Origin of the sequence: Sorangium sp. So ce327 (assembly GCF_051530205.1) — a bacterium.
GTDB classification, from domain to species: Bacteria; Myxococcota_A; Polyangia; order Polyangiales; family Polyangiaceae; genus Sorangium; species Sorangium cellulosum_B.
Genome location: NZ_CP150330.1, coordinates 6,475,147 through 6,496,587, shown reverse-complemented (window position 1 = coordinate 6,496,587; position 21,441 = coordinate 6,475,147). Strand labels below are relative to the sequence as shown.

The following is a 21,441-nucleotide window of genomic DNA, read 5'->3' as shown; positions in this document are numbered from 1 at the left end:
TCGGGATCGGGGGCTCAGGGGCCCCCGAACGAGAGCCCTCGGAGCGCAGCGATCCCGAGCCTCTTCTGCTTCGCCTGGACCTCCTTCGCCCACCCGTACAACCACGCTCCGTCATCCTTGATCGCGCGGGCGAGCGACGCCTGGAATCCGACGAGCGCGGCGCCGCCGGCGAGCCAGCCCGAGACGCCGTCGGGCGCGCCGGCGCCGAGCGCCTCGCGCCAGAAGCCTGGCCCGTGAACCAGGGCGCGCACGAACATCTCCGGGGTGATCGCCTCCCGCGCCGGGATCACGCCGCCGAGGATGCCGCCCGTCACCTCCGCGTAGCGCGCGTCCTTCTGCGCGGTGAGGCTCATCGTCCGGAAGATGGCGAGCCACACCGGGAGCAGGTGCCTGTTGCGGATCATGGTGACCGCGAGATCGCTGATCCCGAGATCCGGGTCGAAGCGCGCACGGAAATCGGCCTCGTAGCGCGCGAGGAAGCCCTTCCCGAAGCGCCCCTCCTGGAACGCCGCGCGGACCGTGCGCGCCGCCACGTGCGCGCTCGAGAGCGCGAGCGGGATCCCCTCTCCGTTGATGGGGTCGACGAAGCAGCCCGCCTCCCCGATGAGCAACCCACGCTCGAAGTGGTTCTCCGTCGCGCCGCCGTAGCTCCGGATCGGCCACCCACGCTGGGGTCCGATCTCGACGCGGGCGCCCTTCGCGCCCGCCAGGTGGTGGACCAGCCTCGTGAGCTTCGCGTAGAAGTCGCCCAGCTTCAGGCCGCTCCTGACGAGCGGCTCGCTCACCATCCCGACGCCGATGTTGCAGAGCCCCGGACGCACCGGGAATACCCACCCATACCCGGGGAAATACTTCTCATCGAAGTACATCAGCGTGTGATCGAGCGTGAGCCCGTGCGCGTAGGCGCGGATGGAAGCGAGGGTGTAGCGCGGATCGTTCATCCGCAGGCCCGCCGCGTTCGCGACGGCGCTGGTCGCCCCGTCCGCCCCGACGACGAGCCTCCCCTCGACGCGGCACGCCTTGCCCTCGTGGGTCGCGCTGACGTGGACCCCACGCGCCGTCACCTCGAACCCCGTGACCCGGCACGACTCCCGGACCACCGCACCCGCGCGGATCGCTCGCCGGAACAGGATGTCGTCCAGCTCCTTTCGCGGGATGGCGTGCCCGTGCGCCGGCAGGCCGGCGACGCGCGGCAACACCCCGGAGACGAGGTGATCCCGGTTCAGGTACAGCCGCGACTTCCGGATCGGCGTACACTCGAGTCGTCCGATCGCCTCGCCGCAGCCGAGCGCCGCGAGGCGCGCGAGGCCCCTCGGGCTGACGTAATCTCCACACACCTTGTCCCGGGGGAAGCGGGCGGCGTCGCAGAGCAGCACCGAGTACCCCTCCGAGGCCAGCTCGATCGCGAGCGCGCTCCCCGCCGGCCCGGCGCCGGCGATGACCGCGTCATAGACCGTCACGCGACACCCGGGCCGCGGAACGCCTGCTCGACCCCGGGGGCGATCGCCCTCGCCAGAGGCGCCATGTCGGGGACGCCCTCCGTGGACATCCAGGTGCCCGCCTCCTCGATCAGGCGAGCCCCCTCCCGGCCGCCGGCCACCCTGCCGAGCGCCCAGCGGGCCACCTCCCGGTGAATGGCCATCTTCGCCGCCGTGTACCCCTCGAGCGCCGAGCGCAGGTGAGCCTGCGCCTGCCCTCCCTGGCCCGCGGCCCCGGCGAGGCCCGCGCGGAGCAACGATGCGTGCGGGCGCGACGCGGGCACCGTGGCCCGGCCGACGGCCCGCGTGAGCTCCTCCACCTTGCGAAGGAGCGCCCTCCGCTCGCGCCCGCCCGTCTGTCCGGCGAGCGCGAGCGCCGCCCGCGCCCGGGTCCACCGCAGCTCCATCGCGGGCAGCTCCATGCGAAGGAACAGGCCATCGCGCAGCTCGGGCCAGTCCCCCTCGATCCGCGCAACAGCCGAGCTCGGATTGCCCACGTACAGGTCGAGCGCCACGCCGGAGAAGACCCGGTGATACGCGTGCATCTGATAGAATCCCGATCTCCAGGTCTCCACCACCTTGCGCAGATCGGTCGCCACCTCGTCCACCCTTCCGGCCGCGAGCCGCCCGACGCCGTGGAACCCGCCCCGGTAGTTGTTGGCCGCGAACAGGTCGCCGCGCGCCTCGGCCTCGCGGATCGCCGCGGGGATCCGAGCGACGAGCTCGCCGACCCGGCCCGCCTGTCCGAGCGCCTGCAGGCTGAACACGATCGCCACCGCCGCCTCGTACTCCGCCCCCCGGCACTCCGCGCGAAACTGGGCCGCGGCGGCGTCGCACAGCCGCGCCGCCCGATCCCAGTCGCCGTGAAAGAAGGCCGATGAGCCGGCGCCGAGCAGGTAGAACGCCCGCTCGTAGGGCTCGCCTCCGCCGCCGAGGACCCGCTCGTTCCGGCGCACGAGGTCCCGCGACTTCGCGCGCAGGAAGTCGCCCCCGATGAGCGCCGCGAACGCCGCCTCGTACCCCAGCGAGCGCGCGACATGGGCAGACTCCCCTGCGCGCAGCGCCTCGAGGAAGTGCAGGAGGCCGACCCCGTCCGCGCGGACCGGGTCCATCATCGACAGGGCCGTCGTGGCGGCCCACAGGTCGTCGAGCCGCCGCCGGGCGCCGGGAGGGATCTCCGCGGGCGGCCGAGCCTCGAAGTCGAAGCCGCGCAGGTACAGGCGCAGCCGGTGCCCGGCCGACACCATGAGCGCGCCCTTCCCGGACTTCGGCAGCCGGACCCGCGATTCTCCGAGGAACGCCTCCATGAGCCGCAGGCCCTCTTCGAAGCGCCCCGCCTTGAGGTACTGCTCGCCCGCCCTACGCCGGAAGAGCCCTCGCTGCTCGATCGCTCGCGGAGACTCGTCCGCGAGCGCCCGGGCGGCGCGCTCGAACTCGGGTGCCGCGTCCGTGCTCCGTCCGGCGTTGGCCAGCGCCTCCGCGAGCAGGGCGTGGAGGTCCGCGCGGGGAGCGTATCCGGCGGCGTGCTCCAGGGCGATCCGGTAGAGGCGAGCCGCCTGTTCGAAGGCGAGCGCCGCCTCGGCGCGCCGCGCCGCGGTCATCGCATGGCGGCGCGTCCGGGGCCGGTCGCCGGCGGCGAGCGCGTGCGCCATGAGCCGCTCCGCATCGTCGGAGCCCGCGGCCTCCATCGCCGATACGAGCGCCGCGTGGTGCCGGACGCTGACCTCCTTGGGCAGCGCGCCAGCGACGAACTCCCGCAGGCGATCGTGGTAGATCTGGAGCGTCTCTCCCTCGCCCGCGTCCGCCCACCGGAGGAGGCGCAGCAGGCACAGGTCCCGGAGCCGCCGCCGGTCCCGGCTCCCCGCCGCTTCGAGCAGGACGCCGGCGCTCTGGGCGGCCCCGGAGAGCGCGGCGACCTCGACAAGCGCGCGGTCCTCGTCCGAGAGCGCCTGGATGCGCTCCTGCAGGAGCGATGTCGCCGTCGTCGTGAGCCCCCGGGGGCCGTCCCCGGTCCGCTCTGCCGCAGCGAAGTGCGCCAGCTCGGCCACGAGGTACGGTACGCCGCCCGCTTCTTCCACGATCGCGAGGACGGCCTCGGCACCCGCGCCCGCGCGGCCGGTGATCGCGCGCGCGAGCGCGACGGCCGAGCCTGCGCCGAGGGGCGCGAGCTCGATCTCGAACGATCTCCCCCTGGATCGGGCGGTGGAGAGGGCCGCCAGCAGCGCGGGGTGAGGCGCCTCGCTCGCCGGGCGGCGCGACAGGACGAGGGCCACGGGGGGCGGGGCGTCGCCGCCGAAGACGCTCTCCACGAGCGCGATGCTGTCGGCGTCCGCCCACTGCGCGTCGTCGACCCAGAGGAGCACGGGCTGCCGCGCCGCCGCGTGCGCGAGCACGACCTGGAGCGCGGCGAACCCGGACTGGCGCAGCGCGCGCGGGTCGCCGCGGACCTCGCCGGAGCGCGCCCTCGCGTCGACGACGGGCACCCTCCGCAGCTCGGGGAAGAGCAGCGCCAGCGCCTCGGCGCCCTCGGCAGGACAGAGCGCCGCCGCCGCGGCCTCGTCGAGGCCGATCCAGTACCGGGCCAGATCGTCGATCGCCGCGTCGAACGCCTTGTACGGGATCGACTCATACGGGTGGCACCGCGCTTCCAGCACGAGCGGCGGGATGGAGTCGGAGCCCTGGACGTCCCGCAGGAACCGCCGGACGAGCATGGTCTTGCCCATCCCCGAGGGACCCACGACGTCCACGGTGACGAGCTGCCCTTCCGTCGTGGCGGCGAACGCGTCGCGCAGGACGGCGAGCTCCGCCTCGCGCGCCACGAAGTCGAGCTCGGCCTCTGTCGCGAGCGAGAGCCCGCGGGCACGCACGCGCGGCGCCTCGGCGTGCTCGTGCAGCGCGCCCAGCACCTCCGCGACGGGCATGCGCCGGCCCGGGTCCGGCTCCAGCAGGCCGAGCACGAGCCGATCGACCGCCGGAGGGATCGAGGGCGCGTGTCGCGACGGCGGAGGGGGCAAGCGCTGCTTGGCGAGGACCTCGTCGGAGGGGTCGTCTCCGAACGGGAGCCGGCCGACGAGGGCCTCGTAGAGGACCAGGCCCACGCTGTACCAATCCGAGGCGGGGAGGGGCTTCGGGTCCCAGTACTGCTCGGGGGCGAGGTAGGGCAGGGTCCCGAGCACGACGCCGCGGGCCGTGTCGAGCAGCCTCGCGCGTGACACGGGGGTCGCCATTCCGAAGTCGAGGAGGGTCACGTGCCCCTCCTCGGTGACGAGGACGTTGGTGGGCTTGACGTCGCGGTGTGATTTTCCGAAGGCGTGGACGGTCGTGAGCGCTTCCGCGAGCTGGAGCCCTGCCTGGCAGATCCGGCGGATCGCGGCGGTCTGCTGCTCCTCCGGCGCCTTCGGGTCGAGGCCGAGCCGGTCGGTGAAGGGGAGCCCGCCCGGGATCACTTCCATCGTGAAGAAGCACTGTTCACCCTCCACGTGGAGCTCGTGCAGCCGGACCAGGTTGGGGTGGACGATGTCGCGCAGGGCCCTGTATTCCGCCTTGAGCCACTGGCGTCCTTCGGGCGTTGTGTCGAGGAGGGTCTTGAGGGCGACCTCCTGGTCCCACCGCCTGTCGAGCACGCGGTAGACGATCCCGAAGGCCCCGGAGCCAAGGACTTCCCGGACGACGTACCGTCCCGCGGCGTCGAACGGCCCGCCGACGGGCACGGCGGGGCGCGCGGCGCTCACGGCCCCTGCTTCCCGAGGCCGATCTTGCCGACGCCCAGCGAGGAGAGGAGCTTCTCGAGGTTCGGCTGGGTGCCGCTGAGCGAGCCGGCGAGATCCTTGCCGGCGCGGACGATCTCCATGAGCCCATTGAGGCTCCCGGCGAGGTCGTTGGCGTCGGCGCCCCAGTCCTTCTGGAGGGTGGCCCCGAGCGCGGCGAGGAGCGACTGGCCGGGGCTGGGATCGGGGTGCGCCACGTCGGCGAGCTTGTCGAACTGGAGGATGTCGGCGATGTGCGGCTTTCCGGCCTGGAAGAGCATCTCGTCCACGCGCTTGAAGAACGCGAGGTCCTCGAGCTCGTGCTCCTCGATGTCCCAGATGTCGCAGTAGTCGCCGGTGATCCCGGCCCTCGCGAGATCGTCCGACCTGCGCGTGGAGGCCATGTGATCGAGGATCGCGTTCACGGCGTGGCGCGCCGACTCGTTCGCGGCTTCCATCGTGTTCATGCGGGTGAACGTGCGCATGTACGATCCGCAGAAGACGACGCTGTCTTCGTGGACGCGGTAGCCGCCGTGGGGCGCCTGCCAGAGCCCGGTGCCGTCCGTCCGCGCGCCGTCGCCCAGCTTGCTCCTTCCGGGCACCCACGGCGCGCAGCGCGGCCGGTTCTCCCAGTCTCCGACGTTGTTGATCAGGAACGGGGTGCGGTTGGCGCGCAGCGCGCGGTCCGCGAAGGCGAGGTTCGAGTCGAGGTGGCAGTAGCGCGGCTCCGGGAGGGGGAGGTTCGTCACCGGCGCGGCCAGGCCGCGGGTCGTCCGCAGGCTATCCTTGATCTGGCGCCAGACCTCTCGCTCGATCTCGACGGGCGAGGATTCCAGGAGGCTCTTGCCCGTGAAGGAGGAGCGCCGGCGGCAATTCCCGATGTCCACCGACAGGACGCCGCGGATTTTCGGATCGAAGTCCTCGAAGTGCTTCCCCACCCAGAACTGCGACTGGGACACGGCGGAGAGGCCCCACTCGGTGTCCGGGAAATACACATGGCCGCGCACGAGCTTGAAGTCCTGATCGAAGTAGTACTGGATCCCCGTGAACGTCTGGAGCCGATCCTCGGGCGATTCGCCGTACCGCTGCTCGGGCAGGCGCGGTGTCCTCACGCGCACTGCTTCCGGGAACCGCTGCGCGCGCTCGCTCGTGAGCCGCACGTCCTCCGCAGGGGGCGCCCAGCGGCGGAGGACACGCTGCAGGATCTGCGCTTCGTGCGGACCGACCTTGCGATCGAACCAGAAATGGATCCGCAGCTCCGGTACGCCCTCCGGCTCTTCCACCACGTGGCCGGTCGAATAGGCCACCGAGCGGAACGCGGATCGCTCCCGTTGCGCCAGCGACGCGTCGTCCTCGGCAAACTGGACGCGGCGGAGGAGGCTCCGCAGCTTGTCGTCGGCCTCCTGCGGCGAGAGCGGGCTCATGTAGGTGACCGCGATCTCGTAGCGCTCGAGCCCGGCAGGCAGCTCGGTGGTGACGTGGCTGGTGAACCCTCGCAGCTCCCGGGGTACGCCGTGGTGCGGGACACGGCTGGTCTCCTTGGCGTCCCACCATCGCGTCACCCGCTCGGCCGCGACCGGGTCGAGCGCGACGACATGGTAGTTGGCGCGCGGGAGCTCCTCTTTCGGAGGCAGGACCAGCACCTCCGGACGCAGGACCAGCACCTCCAGCTTGTCATCCATTTGCTCGATGCTCAGGAGCTCACCCGGATGGAAATCGACGCCTAGGTTCTCCTTGAGGTGCTTGCGCCACGGGACGAGCCAGGCGTCGCTCGTCGGGCCCGAGAGGATGTTGTCCGTGTACTGTCCCCCGAGGACCTGATCGAGGAGGAGCTGCAGGTAAACGTTGCCCTGAGTGCGCGCGTCGCAGCGCTCCGCGGCCATCGCGACCAGCGCCTGCGGCGCGGCCCGGATCGACTCGATGAACGGTTCGGAGTAGAAGCCTTTCTGATCCGCGCCGAAGAACGTGAACAGCGACATCCCCTCGTACTCTTTCGCCCTCCTCGCGCTGCACGTCATCATGTAGCGGACGAGCTTGAAGAAGAACCTCGCGAGGTCCCGGCGGCTGAAGCCGAGGCCCTGCGTGAGGCGCATGTACTCCGTCCGGAACGCCTCCACGCTGCGCGGGCGCTCGCGGCTGAGCGGGATGAAGCCCTTGCGGGCGGCGAACACCTGACGGAAGGTAGGCTCCAGCTGATCGAAGGCCGTCGGACGGTGGCCAGGCCTCGGCTCCCCGACGGGCGTGCGCTTCATCGTGTCGAAGATGTGCCGGTAGAAGCTGGGGAAGAGGCGATATCCGTGCTCACCCGGGACCAGCTTGCGGTGATCTTCTTTTGCTGCGGGGTTAGGATGGCATTCGTGTGGACGGGCCCATTGGGTCCGAGCCATGCCTCCTACCCGGAGGTCGGTCTCGACGAGCGGGAGGTCGGTTCTCATTTTGTCGAGCGTCCATGGAAGAACTTTCCTCGGATCGGGCGGCGTAGACTCAAAGACGTGGACCTTGAAATTGCGCTCTGCGAGCTCGTGGGCTGCCGTGAGCCCCGCGATCCCGGCACCGTACACGAAGACCGTGGGCTTGCTCCAGCCGGTCGTCGCTGTGTCGATCTTGCATATTTTCCAGCCATCACGGAGATTTCGGTTGCACCACTGCGAGAGGCGCTTGGGTTCGTCTCCTTTCAAGAGTGCCGCCTCGTCGAGGTGCGAAAATGAAGCCCACCATATGCGCTCTGCCTCTAAACGATTGTTGAAGTATTGCTGTGTCTTGGACGGCGTAGAACCTGGGCATGGTGTGCCTTGGTGGCCTGTTGGTCTACTCGTGTTTTGGGGCACTTCCACGTAAGCGTCGATGAATATACTCAGCTCCTGTTCGAGGACGTCCGCCGACCAGGCGTCCCGCTCGGTCGACCTCGTGTCCTTCTCATGTTCCTTATCGGTGCCGGTTGCTGTCAGCGCGTAACGGGCTGCGTTAAGGAAGTTGCGGACGCGGTCCGGTTCGTAGAACCACGGCAGGCGTCCCTCGGGGTCGATGTTGGGGACTTTACGTCTCCCGGCAGCACCGAACAAACTGACGCTCCAGGCCACCAGATTCGTCTCCGCCTCTCGCTGATTCCCTCTTCCTTTTGTCAAGAGCTCGTCCACGGCGTGGACGATGGATCTCGGCTTCTGAAGGAGGTACCAGTAAGGGTTCGGTCGATCTGTGGACGAGTAGAAGGCGGAGTTCAGCAGCTGTTCGATCTCGCGGCGGGCGGGCACCTTCCATTCCTTTTCCGTGTTTTCGCGGTCTCCAACAGGTTCATTTTCGCCGGTGTTCACGCCCGAGCATTCATTGGGGAAATCACGTGCTGTCTTGAGGCTTGCTTCGTACGCGAGTACCCCCATGTCTCCCGCGATTCGTCGGTTCACCAATAGCTCGAGTAGCGCAGCATCGTAGAACGCGAAGAGCTCTGCGGGAATCGCGGCGTACCATTCGTGGGCGCGAATTCTGATGTTTGCCAGAGCGTCGCGTTCCTTGTTGGACGCAGATTGATCTGCTTTTTCGCATTGGCGGAGCAATATGTACATGATCTGCTGCCGTACGAAACGCCTCACGAGGCCCTCCGCACGTTCGGCGATTCGCGTGAGATCGTCCGCCTGCGCGCCGCTGCCGGAGTCGTAGCCCTCAGGCGCACGGTTGGGGAACTTCAACCACGTGTCGTCGTCTGCCTCCAAGGTGGAAAACGAGCCTCCGGCGTCGAAGTTCTTGAGCGCCCACAGGATGGTTGTTCGCCATCGGTCGCTCTTGAGGACATCCTCCAGTTTCGTCTCTGACTCGGGTTTGGTTGGGAGCTTCCCAGTTCGCAAGCAGAGCTCGAGGAACTCGGTTCGCTTGCGGAGCCCATCGAGCAGGCACGTGCGCAGCTGTTTCACCGCCTCGTTCTCGTCCTGCTTTGTGTTACCGTTCATTCCCCGCTCTCCAGCTCCAGGCGGAGCTCCTCCGCCTCGTCGATCCGCAACAGCGCTCCCACGAAATACTCGAATGCACGGAGGCCCCGCGAGAGATCCTCCGTCTTTCCGGCGAGACCAACCGCCCCGCTCCGCAGCGACTGGCTCAGCGTCCGGCTCCCCGACAAAAGTGCCCGGATGCTCGCCCGATCCGTCGCGATCCGGATCGCCGCCCGCCCCGGTGACGGCACCTCGACGACCTCTCGCCCGACGCCGCCGATCACCACCGCCGGCTCGGACGCGACGTCCACCGACACGGTGAGCCCCTGGAGCCAGCTCGCCATCGCGGCGCTCGCCTCCGGCTGCCCCTCCGCGATCAGGCGGAGCGCGCGCCGCAGCGTGCCTGTCACCGCCTCAGCCACGGACCACCTCCAGGAGGCAAGGGCCCTCGAACTCGAACGCCTCTCCCGCGCAGATCCCGCGGATCCAGGCGCGCGCGTCGACCTCGTTGAGCCGCACCACGCCGCGGACGTCGGTCTCGGAGGGCACCAGGATCTGGCCGCGCACGAGCGCCTCGACCTCCCCCGACAGGGACTCTCCGCCACGACAGGCATCGAGCCGCGTCCACCGGGGCACGTCCCGGTCCTGGTCCGGCAGCAGCAGCGCCGCCGCCGCGGGAACGCGCCCCGAGGGCCGCGCGTCGACGATGCCCTCGGTCGTGAAGCGCGCCTCGGCGTTCCGGAAATACCGCACGATGTCGCCGCCCCGGAGGAGGAACACGCTCGTCGCCGTGGTGCGGGTGCGGGCGCGATCGTTCATCCTCGAGAAGACCACCATCCACGGGACGGCGGCGTCGGGCGGCACCGCGCAGCCCCATTCCCAGGAGAAATCGCCCCCCCAGCGGAAGCGACCCCAGTTGTGGTCGTGGTACGCGAGCCTGTCCTCGAAGGAGACGCGCCGTCCCCCGATCTCCACCCAGCCCGAGGCCAGCAGCCGCGGCACGAGACACCAGCTCAGGTGAGACCCGGACCCGACACGGATGTCGTGGCTGAGCGAGGGCACCGACGCGGGCGCGAGGACGACCTCCATCCGCGGGCCGTCTCCCTGGTTTCGGATCTCGTACCGGCCGCCGCGCCACCGCATCGCCGCCCGATCGAACGTCGCGTCCAGGCGGCCTGGGCGTACATCGGGCCTCCGACATCGCGCCACGTGGCCCTGCCACTCGCCCTGGCACACGATCGTCGTCGCCTTTCCCGCGCCGCCTTCCAGGCTGAGGTTGAAGAGCAATGTCCAGCCCTCGCCGAAGACGACGAAGTGCTGCCACTCCTTGTAGCCCTGCCTCGCCTCGAGCTCGAACGGCAGACCGCGCCACGGGTCGGCGTCGGCCGCGAGGGCGCTGAGTCGCGCGGCGGAGCGGCTCACCGGAGGAGATCTTCCAGCGGCCCGACAGGCACCCTCGCCGGGAGCGGCCCTTCCGGGGGCGACGGCCTCTCGGCCCACGCCTCCGCGATCCGCTGCGCGCGCCCGGTCAGCGACAGGAGCCCCAGCAGCGCGAGCAGCGCCGCATCCTTGGTCTCGCCGTCCTCGGGGACAGGGCCTCCGTCGCTCTCACACGCAGGTGGATCCGCCGCCGCCGCGCCCGCGAGAGACTCGATTTCCCGCCTCGCGCCGAGCAGCCCGAGCACGGCGTGCAGGAATCCATCGTGTGTGTCGAAATCGAGCTCGGGGGCGGTGACGCTCACGGCCGGTCCCTTGCGCCGCCCAGGTCCGCCAGCACGCCCTCGAGATCGCGGTCGAGGGCGCGCAGGAAGGCGTCCACATAAGCCGAAGGCACCGCGCCGCCTTCCTCGCTCACGATGCCTCCGGCCAGCCCCTCGAAGAGGGTGCGCGCCCGGGCGAGCAGCGGAGATCCCGCGAGGCGCCGCTTCCAGGTGCGGCCCTCGTCGGTCTCCGAGAACCGCCGGCCCTCCCGGACGAGCGCATTGAAGGCAGCCTGCCCTGCGATGGGGTACTTGACGAGGAGCGCCTGGGCCGCGCGCAGGCGCTCCAGCACGGCGTCGCCGGGCTCGGCCTCGCCGCTGGCCCGCCGCCCGAGCGCCTCGTCGAACTCCCGGCTGTACCGGACCAGGAGGCGCTGGTACTCGCCGAGCACGCGCAGGAGCGCGGCCACGATCGCGTCCCGCTCGCCGCCAGGCGGGGCGTCGGCGCCGGGCTCGGCCCCGAGGCGTGGCTCGCGAGGTGCGCGCTCGCGGCCGAGCGACGGCGCCGCGGGCACCTCCAGGGGCTCGGCCACGGGCGGGTCGGCCGAGAAGTCCGGGAACTCGTCCCCATCGCCGGGGGGCCCGCCTTCGCCGGCCTCGCGCGCGAACCTGGCGAGCCGCGCCTCGGGGCCGTCGTTCGCGCTGGCCTCGCTCTGAACGCGGCAGAGCGCATCGAACATCGCCTTGATGTCGACGAGCTGCGTCTCGGCCAGGCCGTCGTCTCGGAGAGACATCGATTCACCACGTTCGCTGGACGACATAATCCTTGAGCCAGGCAATGAACCTCGTGTGAACGGAGTCCGCGAGCACCTCCGCGAGCCGCTGCCAGCCCACCTCGGCCGACGCCGCGTGGCGCCGCGCCACCGCGCGGGCGTGCTCGATGCCGCCGTGACCGTCGATCAACCGCCGCAGGAACAGGACGTCGCCCTCGGTCTTCTCGCCCGGCGGCGCGGCCCGGCGATCGAGATACCCGAGCATCGCCGCACGAGCGGCCTCGTCGATGACGCGCTCGTCCACCATCTCTCTCAACAGATCGGCGAGCCCGACGTCGGAGGAGCCAGCGGTCGGGCGCGGTTTGCGGAGGATCCGGAGGGCCTCTTCGCGGTCGGCCTCCGGGGCCGAGCGGAGCGCGTGGAGCAACATGAGCGTGCGCTTTCCCTCCCAGAGATCTCCGGCGAGCTCCTTGCCGTAGTCGGCGCGCCCCTCCTCGAGATTGAGGACGTCGTCCTGGATCTGGAAGGCGAGGCCGAGGCTCTCCAGGAACGACACGAGGAGCGCCTCCACGCTGGGCTCCGCCCTGGCCACCGCGGCCCCCACGAGGCCCGGCGCGACGAAGCTGTAGCTGCACGTCTTTCGCCGCACCATCGACTCGTAGTCTGCGTCGGTGAGCTGCCACGTCCCCTCGTCGATCCACGAGAGCTCCTGCGCCTGCCCCTCGAACGACTCGAGCACGGCGCGAGCGTAGATGTCGAGGATCCGAAGGGCCCGGCCTAGGCCGAGCCGGTCCGTGTTCCCCAGCAAGGGGCCGAGCGTGAGCGCGAGGAGGCCGTCTCCGCAGTTGACCGCCGCGGGGATCCCGTGGGTCCGGTGGAGCGCGGGCCCGCCCCTCCGGGTCAGCGAGCCATCCTCGATGTCGTCATGGATGAGAAAGGCGTTGTGGTACATCTCGACCACCGCGGCGGACGGGAGGACCTCCTCGAACTCCCCGCCGAGCGCGCGGCAGACAGCGATGCAGAGGGCCGGACGGAGCCCCTTCGCGCGGCGCAGCGGGTAGTCCAGCATCAGCCGGTACGCGCGATCGTCGCCCGGCGAGCCCTCGCGGACGATACGGCGGATCTCCTCCAGGACGAGCTCCCTGTGCTCCTCCAGGTACACCTCGCCGATGTCCTGGACCGGGCCAGGCGCTGCCTTCGGCGTGGAGCTCGGACCCCGCAGGTCGACCGAGCTACACACCTTTCGGACGCTCCAGCCCGAGCCCTCGGATCAGGTTGTAGACGTGCGACCGCGCGATATCGAGCCGCGCCGCCGCATCCGAGGCGTTCCAGCCCACCTCGTCGAGCACACGGCGGACGAAGCGCGCCTGGAACGCCCGCGTGGCTGCCTGGAGGGTCTGCTGGACAGCAGGCCAGTCTCCGCCCAGGGGCTCGCCGGCGTCGCCGCGGTCCGGCTCGGGCTCGGGGAAGAGATGCCGTTGCTCGACGCGGAGGACGCCGTCCGCCGCAGCCCGGATGACGGCGGCCTCCACGGCGTGGGCCAGCTCGCGGACGTTGCCTAGCCACTCGGCGTTCTCGATGGCCCGCAGCGCGCCGATCGAGAGCTCGATCGCGGGAAGGTTGTGGGTGCGCACGGCCTGCTCGCAGAAGTGGGCTGCCAGCTCCGGCAGATCCTCGCGGCGCTCGGCGAGGGAAGGCACCCGGACCGGGAGCACCTGGAGCCGATAGAACAGGTCCTCTCGAAAGGCCTTCTTCCCCACGGCCGCGCGCAGGTCGGTGTTTGTCGCGGCCACGATGCGCACGTCGGCGGTCACCGGCTTGGACCCCCCGAGCGGAAAATACTCTTTCGACTGGAGCAGCTGGAGGAGCGCGGCCTGTGCCGTCAAGCTCAGCTCCGCGACCTCGTCGAGGAACAGCGTCCCTCCCTCCGCTGCGTCGACCTTGCCCGGGACTCTGCGGCTCGCCGTCGAGTGCGCGCCCGGCAGGGCGCCGAACAGCTCGCTCTCGATGAGGTTCCCGGGGAGCGCGCCGCAGTTGATCTCGACGAAGGGCTTGCCTGCCCGAGGGCTGTTGCCGTGAAGGACGCGCGCGACGGCGGTCTTGCCGCTCCCCGTGGGCCCCAACAAGAGGACGCTGACGTCGAGCGGCGCGACCAGGACGAGCTGCTGGAAGAGCCGCGCGAGCGCGGGGCTCCTGCCACGGAGGCCGTCCGCGCGCAGCTTCTGTCGAAATGGCAATGTGGGGTTCGCCGACTCGGTGCTTCGCCGCCGCAGGAGCAAGCGATCGGCGAGCGTGGCGACGTGGCGCGCCAGGAGCTCGACATGCGTCCGGTCCTCGTCGCGAAAGGGGCCGGGCTGCACGCGATCCTGCAGGTAGAGGACGCCGATCGGCGGATCGGCGCCGATCGGCGCGCAGAGCACCGCCTCGATCCGGTGCGCGCGCACGCTGCCCCGATCGCGAAACCTGGGGTCGTTGAGCGCCGAGCTCGTCACGATCGTCTTCCCTGAGGCGACGGCCTGCGCCATCACGCCGTGCGAGAGCTGCGCGCGCACGCCGGCGATGTCCTCGTCTGTGCAGCCGCGGGCGATCCAGAACGGCGCCTTGCCGGCATCGGCGCCGTCGTCCCGGATCTCGAGGTAGCCGCGTCGAGCGCCCGCGATGTCCACGACCAGCGCGAGCGCCTCTTCGAGGAACGGCTCGATCTCGTTGTTCCCGCCGAGCTCCACGAGCTTCCGGTACAGGTCCCGTTCGCGTCGCACGCGCTCCGCATCGGCTGGCTCGGAACCGGCGGGTGGTGGACCGGAGCCCTGGTGTACCATTCCGACAATCTACCGGACGAGCGACGCACCTGGGAAGCCCTGCCGTGGGAGGGGCCGAGGGCACTGGCAGCAACGGCCCCGTCGGACATGCGCCGCGCCGAAGCCTCTGGACGATGGCGTGCCCCCGAAGCGCTGAAGCCGTCGTTTGGCGCTGAAGCTGCCGTTTGTCGTGCGAGCGCCGCACCAGCGGCGCCGCCCGCGGTGGCCCCCGAGCTTCGCATGGCCTGGGTTGCGTGCAATCTTCCTGTTTCACGCCACGTCGTCCTCCGGCGCTCGCTCGCGGCTGTTGACGCTTTCGCAAGCCGAGTGCCAGCCGTGGACGCCGGAGCAGGCGTGGTGTCTCCCCGTGGACAGGTCACGCCTCTCCGTCGTGGCTCGGCGCGACGCCTTTTCGAGCGCTCGCAGCGGCGCGGCAGTCCACTGCATTGGATCACGTGTCCATTCGCGTGGACACGTCATGGCCACGCGAGGGCCCCGCCGCTCCGTTCGCGCCGCGGCTCGACGCCCCTCGCGTGGCGCTCGCGCCGCAGGACACCGTCGGCGCCCCCCGCACCGAGCCCGTTCGCGCGCCTGGCACGCGAGCTGCTTCCACGATGGTTCACTTTTTGAAACTGGAGCATCATGAACAAGCAGTTATTCATATCTCTGGCCATTGCGTGCGTCCTCACTGTCTCCAATGCGCGAGCGACGGCGCCGCAAGTCACTGAAATGGCCGCTCAAGACCTGCGGCAGAAGTTGAATACGGGCTCCGTTGCAACGTTCTACTGCGGGGGGCAGGGTCTGCCCGGAAAGGATCCACGAAATCAGATACAATTGACTACGCTCAAGGACGCTGCTGCCTGCGCGTTGGATTTGAGATGGTCCAGGTCTGCGGAGGTTGACGATGTTGTCGCGACGCCGAAGAAAGTGGTGATTATAAAGAAGGGCAGCGTTTCGCCGACTGACTATTTGTTCGAGTATCCACTTGGTAGCGCAGGTGTCGCATATCGTCAGTTTCAGTCGCAAGAATGGTTTCGTGCGGATAAGTTTGTGCTCGGACAGGAATATAATATTTGGGTCATCTATGGTGTGTCGCAGAGGGCTCAACCTTCCGGAGCGGAACCTGCCGCATCGGCGCCGGTTTCGGGTCCAAGAGTAGAGCTTGATGATCAGATTGTTCCCGTGTATCACTTCAAGCCTGTCAAGAGTCGATGGGCTTTGCAGGTTACCGGCAAGGTCTTTACTGCCTGGGAGATGTCTGGATCGGAGAACCGGTCCTTCATCGTTCCTGGTCTTGCGGCCGGCGGGGCGTGGCGCGTAGCTAGCGACTATAATGACCAGGATGTCATCGGGCTCAGGGCTGTCGTCGCAGCTGGGCCAAACCTTGTTCCGAAATTGCAGTCGACGACGGATGCAGATGGCAATACGACGACTACTACTGCGCCTCAGAAGCTGCAGTTGCTCGCCGGACTCGAGCTGGTGCTCGCGAGGTATGCATCGATCGGGCTGATTTGGATTCCGCTAGGCGGCGATTCCTCCTCTAGAGGGACTCCGCTTTTTTTTGCTGACGTATGGCGAGTTGTATCCATCCATTTCGAGCAAATAGATTTCGCCGCATGATCTCGGATCTGAGACGTCCATGAAAGGTCCTTCCCACGGGTGCGTCTCGATTCGGGGAATGGATCGGGAATGGGCGACCATCGAGGCGGTGAGATGGTGGGATCTGAGATTTCGTGAGAATTGGGGGGGCGCATCCGGAACGCACGCGGCGAAAACGGGCCGACGGCGGGGACGTCTGCATCCACCCCGGCTTCCTCGCCTTGGTCCGTACCGACTCCGTGATGGAGGCGCACGGACCTCTCAGGAGATATCTCTCACGAACAGGGATCGAGATCGGGATGAAGGGCGGGCACGCCGCGCGCGTGTTCGCGGAGTTGGAGGGAGTCCCACCGGCACGCTGTACTCCTGGAGTTGACGGCTGCGCCAGGGTGCGGAGCGAGTATCGGCGGCGTTCGGAGAAGGCGACGGTGCCCACGTCGCTCCCCCCATGAGTCACCCGCTTCCCGCCTCGCCCCCTTCCCGGAGCGCCTCCGGCAACGCCGACGCCACGGCGGACCTGCACGCCTCCATCGAGGCGTGCAGCGCCTCGATCGACGCCCCCGGCGGGTCGAGCGGCGGGTGCACAACGACCCGCACCACGCCGGGCGCGGCGGCATAACGTCCCTTTGGCTGCAGCGCGCCCGCGCCGTCGATGGTCACCGGCAGGACGCGCGCGCCCGCGGCCGAGGCGGTCCGGAACGCGCCCAGCCGGAAGGGCAGGAGCCGGCCCGTCGCGCTCCGCGTGCCCTCGGGGAAGAACATCGTCGACCACCGCTGCATCAGGTTGCGCTGCGCCTCGCCGAGATCCGCGAGCGCGCCGCGGGCGCGCGCGTGCTGCCGGTGACGATCGACAGGCGTGTGGCCGTACAGGCGCATGCCCCAGCCGAGCACCGGCACGCGGAACAGCGCGCGCTTCGCCAGGAACCGGAGCGGCGTGCGCCCCTGGAGCACCACGAGCAACGCGAGGATGTCGAGCGTGCTCTGGTGGTTCGCCGCGATCACGTACCGCTCCCCGGGCCGCGCGTGCTGGACGCCCTCGGCCTCGACGCGCACGCCGACCAGCCAGAGCGCCCCGCGCGCCCAGACGACCGAGAGCCGGTCGTGCATCTTCTGCCGGGGATCGAAGGGAAAACAGAGCAGCCCGACGGGGAGCAGCACGACGAGGAACAGCATCGCCCAGGCGTGGGCGAGCGCCGTGCGCACGACCTCGACCGCGCCGGCCGGCGCCGTGGCAGCGCCCGCGCAGCGCGCATCACGCTCACCGTCCGCCGTCGAGGCGACCTTCGAAGCGGCCGCGGATCCCTGCTCGCGCAGCCCCGCCCGCGTGGCGCCGCCGTCCTCCGCCGTCACTTGGCGACCGGCGGGGCCTCCGGCCCGTCGAAGCGGGGGACGAAGCCCTCCACCGAGGCCAGCGTCTCCAGCAGCGTGACGTGGCGGAGGCGCGGGATCGCCACGATCGTCGGCCCGCCGAGCTCCTCTTCCGGGACTGCGATCGTCGCCGCCGCCGCGAGCTCCGCCACCGTCGCGCCCACGATCTGCGTCGTGCCGACGTTGCTCGGGCCCGCGCTCCGGACCTCGCGCGGTAGATCGACCCAGTACGCCCGCGGGGGGCCCTGGAACGCCGCCTCGGCCGGGACGCGCGGCCAGAACGTCGGATCCGTCAGGCCGAGCTCCTCGACGAGCGCCGCGCGCTCGGCGCGGACGCCGCGCGCAGCCCCCCCGTCGCCCAGCGCGTCGAGCGCCTCGGCGTGACGCTCGAGCGCCGTCACCAGCAGCGTCCGGTTGCCCGACGCGCGGATGAGATCGAGCGTCTCCCGGCCGTACGCGGCGAGATCGCCGGCCTGGCCGGCGTCGTCGGCGAGCAGCGCCCGCGCGTGCATCCGGCCGACCCTGCCGAGGCTCACGGCGTACGCGTCGCCCGTCCCCGCCGAGCCGATCTCGATCGCCCGCTCGTAGGCGGCCAGCGCCTCGCGAAGCAGGCCCTGCACGAAGTACACGTCGCCCAGGTACCCCTCCGCCCAGCCGCGCCCCATGCCGATGCCCAGCACGCCGCTCAGGTTGACGGCGTTCGCGATCAACACGCGGGCCCGCGTGAGCTGGCCCATGTGGAACTGGTGCCGGCCCGCGTACATCGTCCCCATGTACAGATAGAGCCCGCTCAGGCCGTGCTCCTCGGCGTACGAGAGCAGCTGCGCTGTCGACCGGACCCCGAGATCCCAGTCGAACCGGCCCTCCGCGAGCACCGCGTGGTAGAACCACGTGCCGAGCAGCCGCACCGGGTCGCGCAGGCGCTCGGCGAGGCGCGCGGCGTCCGCGGCGTTCTGCTCGGCCTCGGCGTAGAAGCCGGACTGGCTCAGCGCGACGCAGAGGATGCCGCGCGAGTGGCAGAGCTCGACGTACTCGCCCGCCGCCTCCGCGAGCTCGCAGCCGCGGCGGAGCGGCTCGGTCGCCGGGCCCACCTTGCCGGCCGCGCACAGCGCGCGCCCGAGGATGTTCGCCGGCAGGCACTGGTACGGGCGCAGCTCCGGGCTCGATCCGATCGCCTCGAGCGCCTTGCGGCTGTGGGCCACCGCGTCGGCGAACTCGCCCCGCACGTAGTGCACGCGCGACAGCGCGCTGGAGAGGGCCGCCGTGACGAGCGGCGTCTCCGGCAGCGCCCCCTGCGTGCGGCGGAGCAGATCGAGCGGCTCCGCCGTGCTGCCGAGCAGGCACGCCACGCGCGCGAGCTCGTGCGCGCAGCGGGCCCTCAGCTCGATCCGCCCCGGGTCGAGCGGCAGCCGCTCGAGCAGCGCGAGCGCCTGCTTCAGCCGGCGGCTTGCGCCGTGCGGATCCTGGAGCCGATCGGCCTCGCCCGCCGCGAGCAGGTACGTCGACGCGGCGCGGTCGAGATCGCCGGCGCGCTCGACGTGGTGCGCGAGCGTCCCCGGATCGCCGCCGCGCAGCTCGATGCGCCGCGCGATGCGCCCGTGGTAGTCGGGGCGCTCCTCGGGCGGCACGCGGGCGGCGAGCTGCTCGCGCGCCGCGTCGTGCGAGAACGACGCGAGGCCTCCGTCCTCGCCGAGGCAGACGTAGTGCGCCGCGGCGTCGCGCAGGGCGCTGTCGACCTCCGCCGGGTCGAAGAGCCCGAGCTCGACAAGATCGTCGCGCAGGAACTGGCGGCCGATGAGCGCGGCGACGCCGAGGACCTGGACCGTCGTGGGATCGAGCGCGTCGATGCTGCGCGAGAGGACGTCCGAGACCGACGCGGGCGCGAGGTAATGCGCGTCGGCGCGGGAGATCTCGAGCGCGCCGCTCCGGCTGCGCTGCAGGAAGCCCTCGGTCTCCATGTTGCGGACGACCTGGATGTTGAAGAGCGGGTTGCCCGCGGCGAGCAGCGGGACGCGGCGCACGAGCTCCTGGACGAGGTCGTCGCCCGCGCCGCGGCCGAGCGCGGAGAGGAGCGCCCGGTTCTCCTCGGGCCGGAGCGGGCCGAGGTCGAGGCGCTCGACGTCCTTCCACGCGAGCCACCCCGCCGAGCGCGGCGTCATCGGCGACGAGCCCGGCGGGCCGCGCAGCGCCGACGAGCCGGGCGGAGGCAGCAACGAGCCGGGCGGGGGCAGCGATGACCCGGGCGGAGGCAGCGACGAGCCGCGAGCGAAGGGCGGCCGCGCCGTGCCGAGCAGGAGCACCGGCATCTCGCCGAGCTGATCCGAGAGGCGCAGCAGCACCTCCTGCGTCGCCTCGTCGGCCCAGTGCACGTCCTCGATCGCGAGCACGACCGGGATCTCCTCGGAGATCGCGCCGAGCAGCCGCAGGATCAGCTCGGCGACCCAGCGCGTTCCGCCCGGGCCGATGGCGCCGCCCTCGTCGGCGAGCCCGACCGCGCGCGTCAGCTCCGGCACGAGCCCCCGGAGGAGGGCGGCGTCGTCGGCGATCACGAGGCTCACCAGCCGGCGGATGCGCGCCGCCCGGCTGTCGCCGTGCCGCTCCAGCCAGAGCGCGATCTGCGTCAGCGCCTCGCGGATCGCGGAGTAGGGCACGAGCCCGGAGAGCTCCCTGCACCGGCCGTACGCGACGATCGCCGTGCCCGCCTGCTCGGCGCTCCGGAGCAGCTCGGCGACGAGGCGGCTCTTGCCGACGCCCGTGTCGCCGACCACCACGGCCGGCCGCGGCTCGCCGCGCACCGCGCCCTGGACGAGCTCGATGAGCCGCCCGAGCTCCTGCTCGCGGCCGACGAAGGGCGCGTCGTGCGCGTCGTCGAAGGTCTCCGGCCCGGCGGCGTCGCGCTCGTGCGCTTGCGCCTCGGCCCCGGCCGGGGGCTGCGAGGTGCCGTGGAGCGTGACGTAATAGAGCTCCTTGAGCCGCGCGCAGAGCCGGGCCGCGCTGGAGAAGCGCCGCGCCGGGTCGCGCTCCAGGAGCTCCTCGACGAGCGCGACGACGGGCGCCGGCGTCTCGGGCGCCGCGTGGGCGAGCGGCACGAGCGTGCCGTAGACCTTCTGGTTGATGACGCTGTTGACGGTGCCGTCCGAGAACGGGAGCCGGCCGGCGAGCAGCTCGTAGAGCATGACGCCGACCGCGTAGAGGTCCATCCGGGGGCTCGGGCGCCCGAGCGCGCCCCGCTTCAGGCACTCGGGCGCCAGGTACGCGATGGTGCCCGCGTTGACGCGCGTGTGCTCGGGCTGGAAGCTCACGGTGAGCGTCGCCAGGCCGAAATCGAGGATCTTGAGCCGGGGCTCGTACGGATCGGTGAGGACGATGTTGCTCGGCTTGAGGTCGAGGTGGAGGACGTTGAGCGCGTGGCAGTGCGCGAGCGCCTCGGCCACGCGGCGCGCGATGCGCAGGGCCTCGATCGTGTCGAGCGAGCCCATCCGTGCGAGGTACCGGTCGAGCGTCTCGCCCTGCACGAGCTCCATCGCCAGGTAGAGGCCCACGCCGTCCAGGACGCCGTACGAGGAGAGCTTGACGAGCGAGGGGTGGCGCAGGCGGAGCAGCGCCTCGATCTCGTTCTGCTGGGCGAAGAGCTGCCCGGCGTTCTGGGCGCTCACGTCCTTGAAGATCTTGATGGCGGCGTCGTTTCCGGCCCCGTCACGGCCGCGGAATACGGCGCCGAAGCCGCCCTCGCCGAGGCGATCGGCGATCGTGTACTCGCCGATCCTGGCGCCGCGCTCGATCAAGGGATCGCCGACCATCGCTCCTGCCCTTCCGAGTACCCCGTCATCGTTCGCCGACGCACCATGATACCCCGGACGAGCGCCGCGACAGCGCGCAATGGCCTGGCCGCCTGCCTGAGGCACGCCGCCTCGACGGCTCGCCGCATCGCGGCTGTCTGGCCAAGAAACCTGCGTGCAACGTTGGGCGGCGCATCCGGCGCCGATCTCGGCCATCGCGCCCCGCGCGCCGCGACCGGAAAAGTGAGCTCGCATCCAGATCTGGGCCGCGAGCCCGGAT

At 70.7% G+C, this 21,441-nt stretch carries 12 protein-coding genes; 1 reads left to right on the top strand and 11 read right to left on the bottom strand.

Annotated features, from left to right (window positions below; translation table 11 throughout):
* Positions 1–14: 14 nt before the first annotated feature.
* From WME95_RS24235 to WME95_RS24195, 9 genes are read right to left on the bottom strand one after another with little or no spacing between them, the layout of a single operon-like run.
* Positions 15–1,460 (bottom strand): NAD(P)/FAD-dependent oxidoreductase, encoded by a 1,446-nt coding sequence (locus WME95_RS24235; protein ID WP_437910790.1) that lies wholly within the window; start codon positions 1,458–1,460, stop codon positions 15–17.
* Entirely contained in the window at positions 1,457–5,209 is a 3,753-nt protein-coding gene (locus WME95_RS24230) for a serine/threonine-protein kinase (RefSeq protein ID WP_437910789.1), read from the bottom strand. Before WME95_RS24230 ends, WME95_RS24235 begins: the two co-directional genes overlap by 4 nt.
* Complete coding sequence (locus WME95_RS24225) at positions 5,206–9,165, bottom strand: NAD(P)-binding protein (protein WP_437910788.1); 3,960 nt, start codon at positions 9,163–9,165, stop codon at positions 5,206–5,208. Before WME95_RS24225 ends, WME95_RS24230 begins: the two co-directional genes overlap by 4 nt.
* Positions 9,162–9,566: a hypothetical protein gene (locus tag WME95_RS24220; protein WP_437910787.1), complete on the bottom strand. Its 405-nt coding sequence runs from the start codon at positions 9,564–9,566 to the stop codon at positions 9,162–9,164. The genes WME95_RS24225 and WME95_RS24220 overlap by 4 nt, the downstream gene beginning before the upstream one ends.
* Positions 9,559–10,566, bottom strand: coding sequence for a hypothetical protein (locus WME95_RS24215; protein ID WP_437910786.1), 1,008 nt, complete (start codon positions 10,564–10,566; stop codon positions 9,559–9,561). Before WME95_RS24215 ends, WME95_RS24220 begins: the two co-directional genes overlap by 8 nt.
* Entirely contained in the window at positions 10,563–10,886 is a 324-nt protein-coding gene (locus tag WME95_RS24210; RefSeq protein WP_437910785.1) for a hypothetical protein, read from the bottom strand. Before WME95_RS24210 ends, WME95_RS24215 begins: the two co-directional genes overlap by 4 nt.
* The gene (locus WME95_RS24205) at positions 10,883–11,638 is read right to left on the bottom strand and encodes a hypothetical protein (protein WP_437910784.1); all 756 of its coding nucleotides are present in this window, start codon (positions 11,636–11,638) and stop codon (positions 10,883–10,885) included. Before WME95_RS24205 ends, WME95_RS24210 begins: the two co-directional genes overlap by 4 nt.
* Positions 11,639–11,642: 4 nt before the next feature.
* A complete protein-coding gene (locus WME95_RS24200; protein WP_437910783.1) occupies positions 11,643–12,857 on the bottom strand; it encodes a polyprenyl synthetase family protein in 1,215 nt (404 codons plus the stop codon).
* A complete protein-coding gene (locus WME95_RS24195; protein ID WP_437910782.1) occupies positions 12,850–14,376 on the bottom strand; it encodes a sigma 54-interacting transcriptional regulator in 1,527 nt (508 codons plus the stop codon). Before WME95_RS24195 ends, WME95_RS24200 begins: the two co-directional genes overlap by 8 nt.
* A 681-nt stretch (positions 14,377–15,057) precedes the next feature.
* Between WME95_RS24195 and WME95_RS24190 the strand changes: the two genes are divergently transcribed.
* The gene (locus tag WME95_RS24190; protein WP_437910781.1) at positions 15,058–16,035 is read left to right on the top strand and encodes a hypothetical protein; all 978 of its coding nucleotides are present in this window, start codon (positions 15,058–15,060) and stop codon (positions 16,033–16,035) included.
* 432 nt (positions 16,036–16,467) lie between these two features.
* On the opposite strand, the gene WME95_RS24185 is transcribed toward WME95_RS24190, so the two are convergent.
* Positions 16,468–17,364, bottom strand: a complete 897-nt coding sequence (locus tag WME95_RS24185) for a lysophospholipid acyltransferase family protein (protein WP_437910780.1) — start codon at positions 17,362–17,364, stop codon at positions 16,468–16,470.
* Positions 17,361–21,182, bottom strand: a complete 3,822-nt coding sequence (locus WME95_RS24180) for a serine/threonine-protein kinase (RefSeq protein ID WP_437910779.1) — start codon at positions 21,180–21,182, stop codon at positions 17,361–17,363. The genes WME95_RS24185 and WME95_RS24180 overlap by 4 nt, the downstream gene beginning before the upstream one ends.
* Positions 21,183–21,441 lie beyond the last annotated feature (259 nt).

Coding starts and splice junctions, on each gene's coding strand:
- WME95_RS24205 (WP_437910784.1), bottom strand. CDS start 11,638: ATGTCTCTCCGAGACGACGGCCTGGCCGAGACGCAGCTCGTCGACATC.
- WME95_RS24225 (WP_437910788.1), bottom strand. CDS start 9,165: ATGAACGGTAACACAAAGCAGGACGAGAACGAGGCGGTGAAACAGCTG.
- WME95_RS24180 (WP_437910779.1), bottom strand. CDS start 21,182: ATGGTCGGCGATCCCTTGATCGAGCGCGGCGCCAGGATCGGCGAGTAC.
- WME95_RS24190 (WP_437910781.1), top strand. CDS start 15,058: ATGAACAAGCAGTTATTCATATCTCTGGCCATTGCGTGCGTCCTCACT.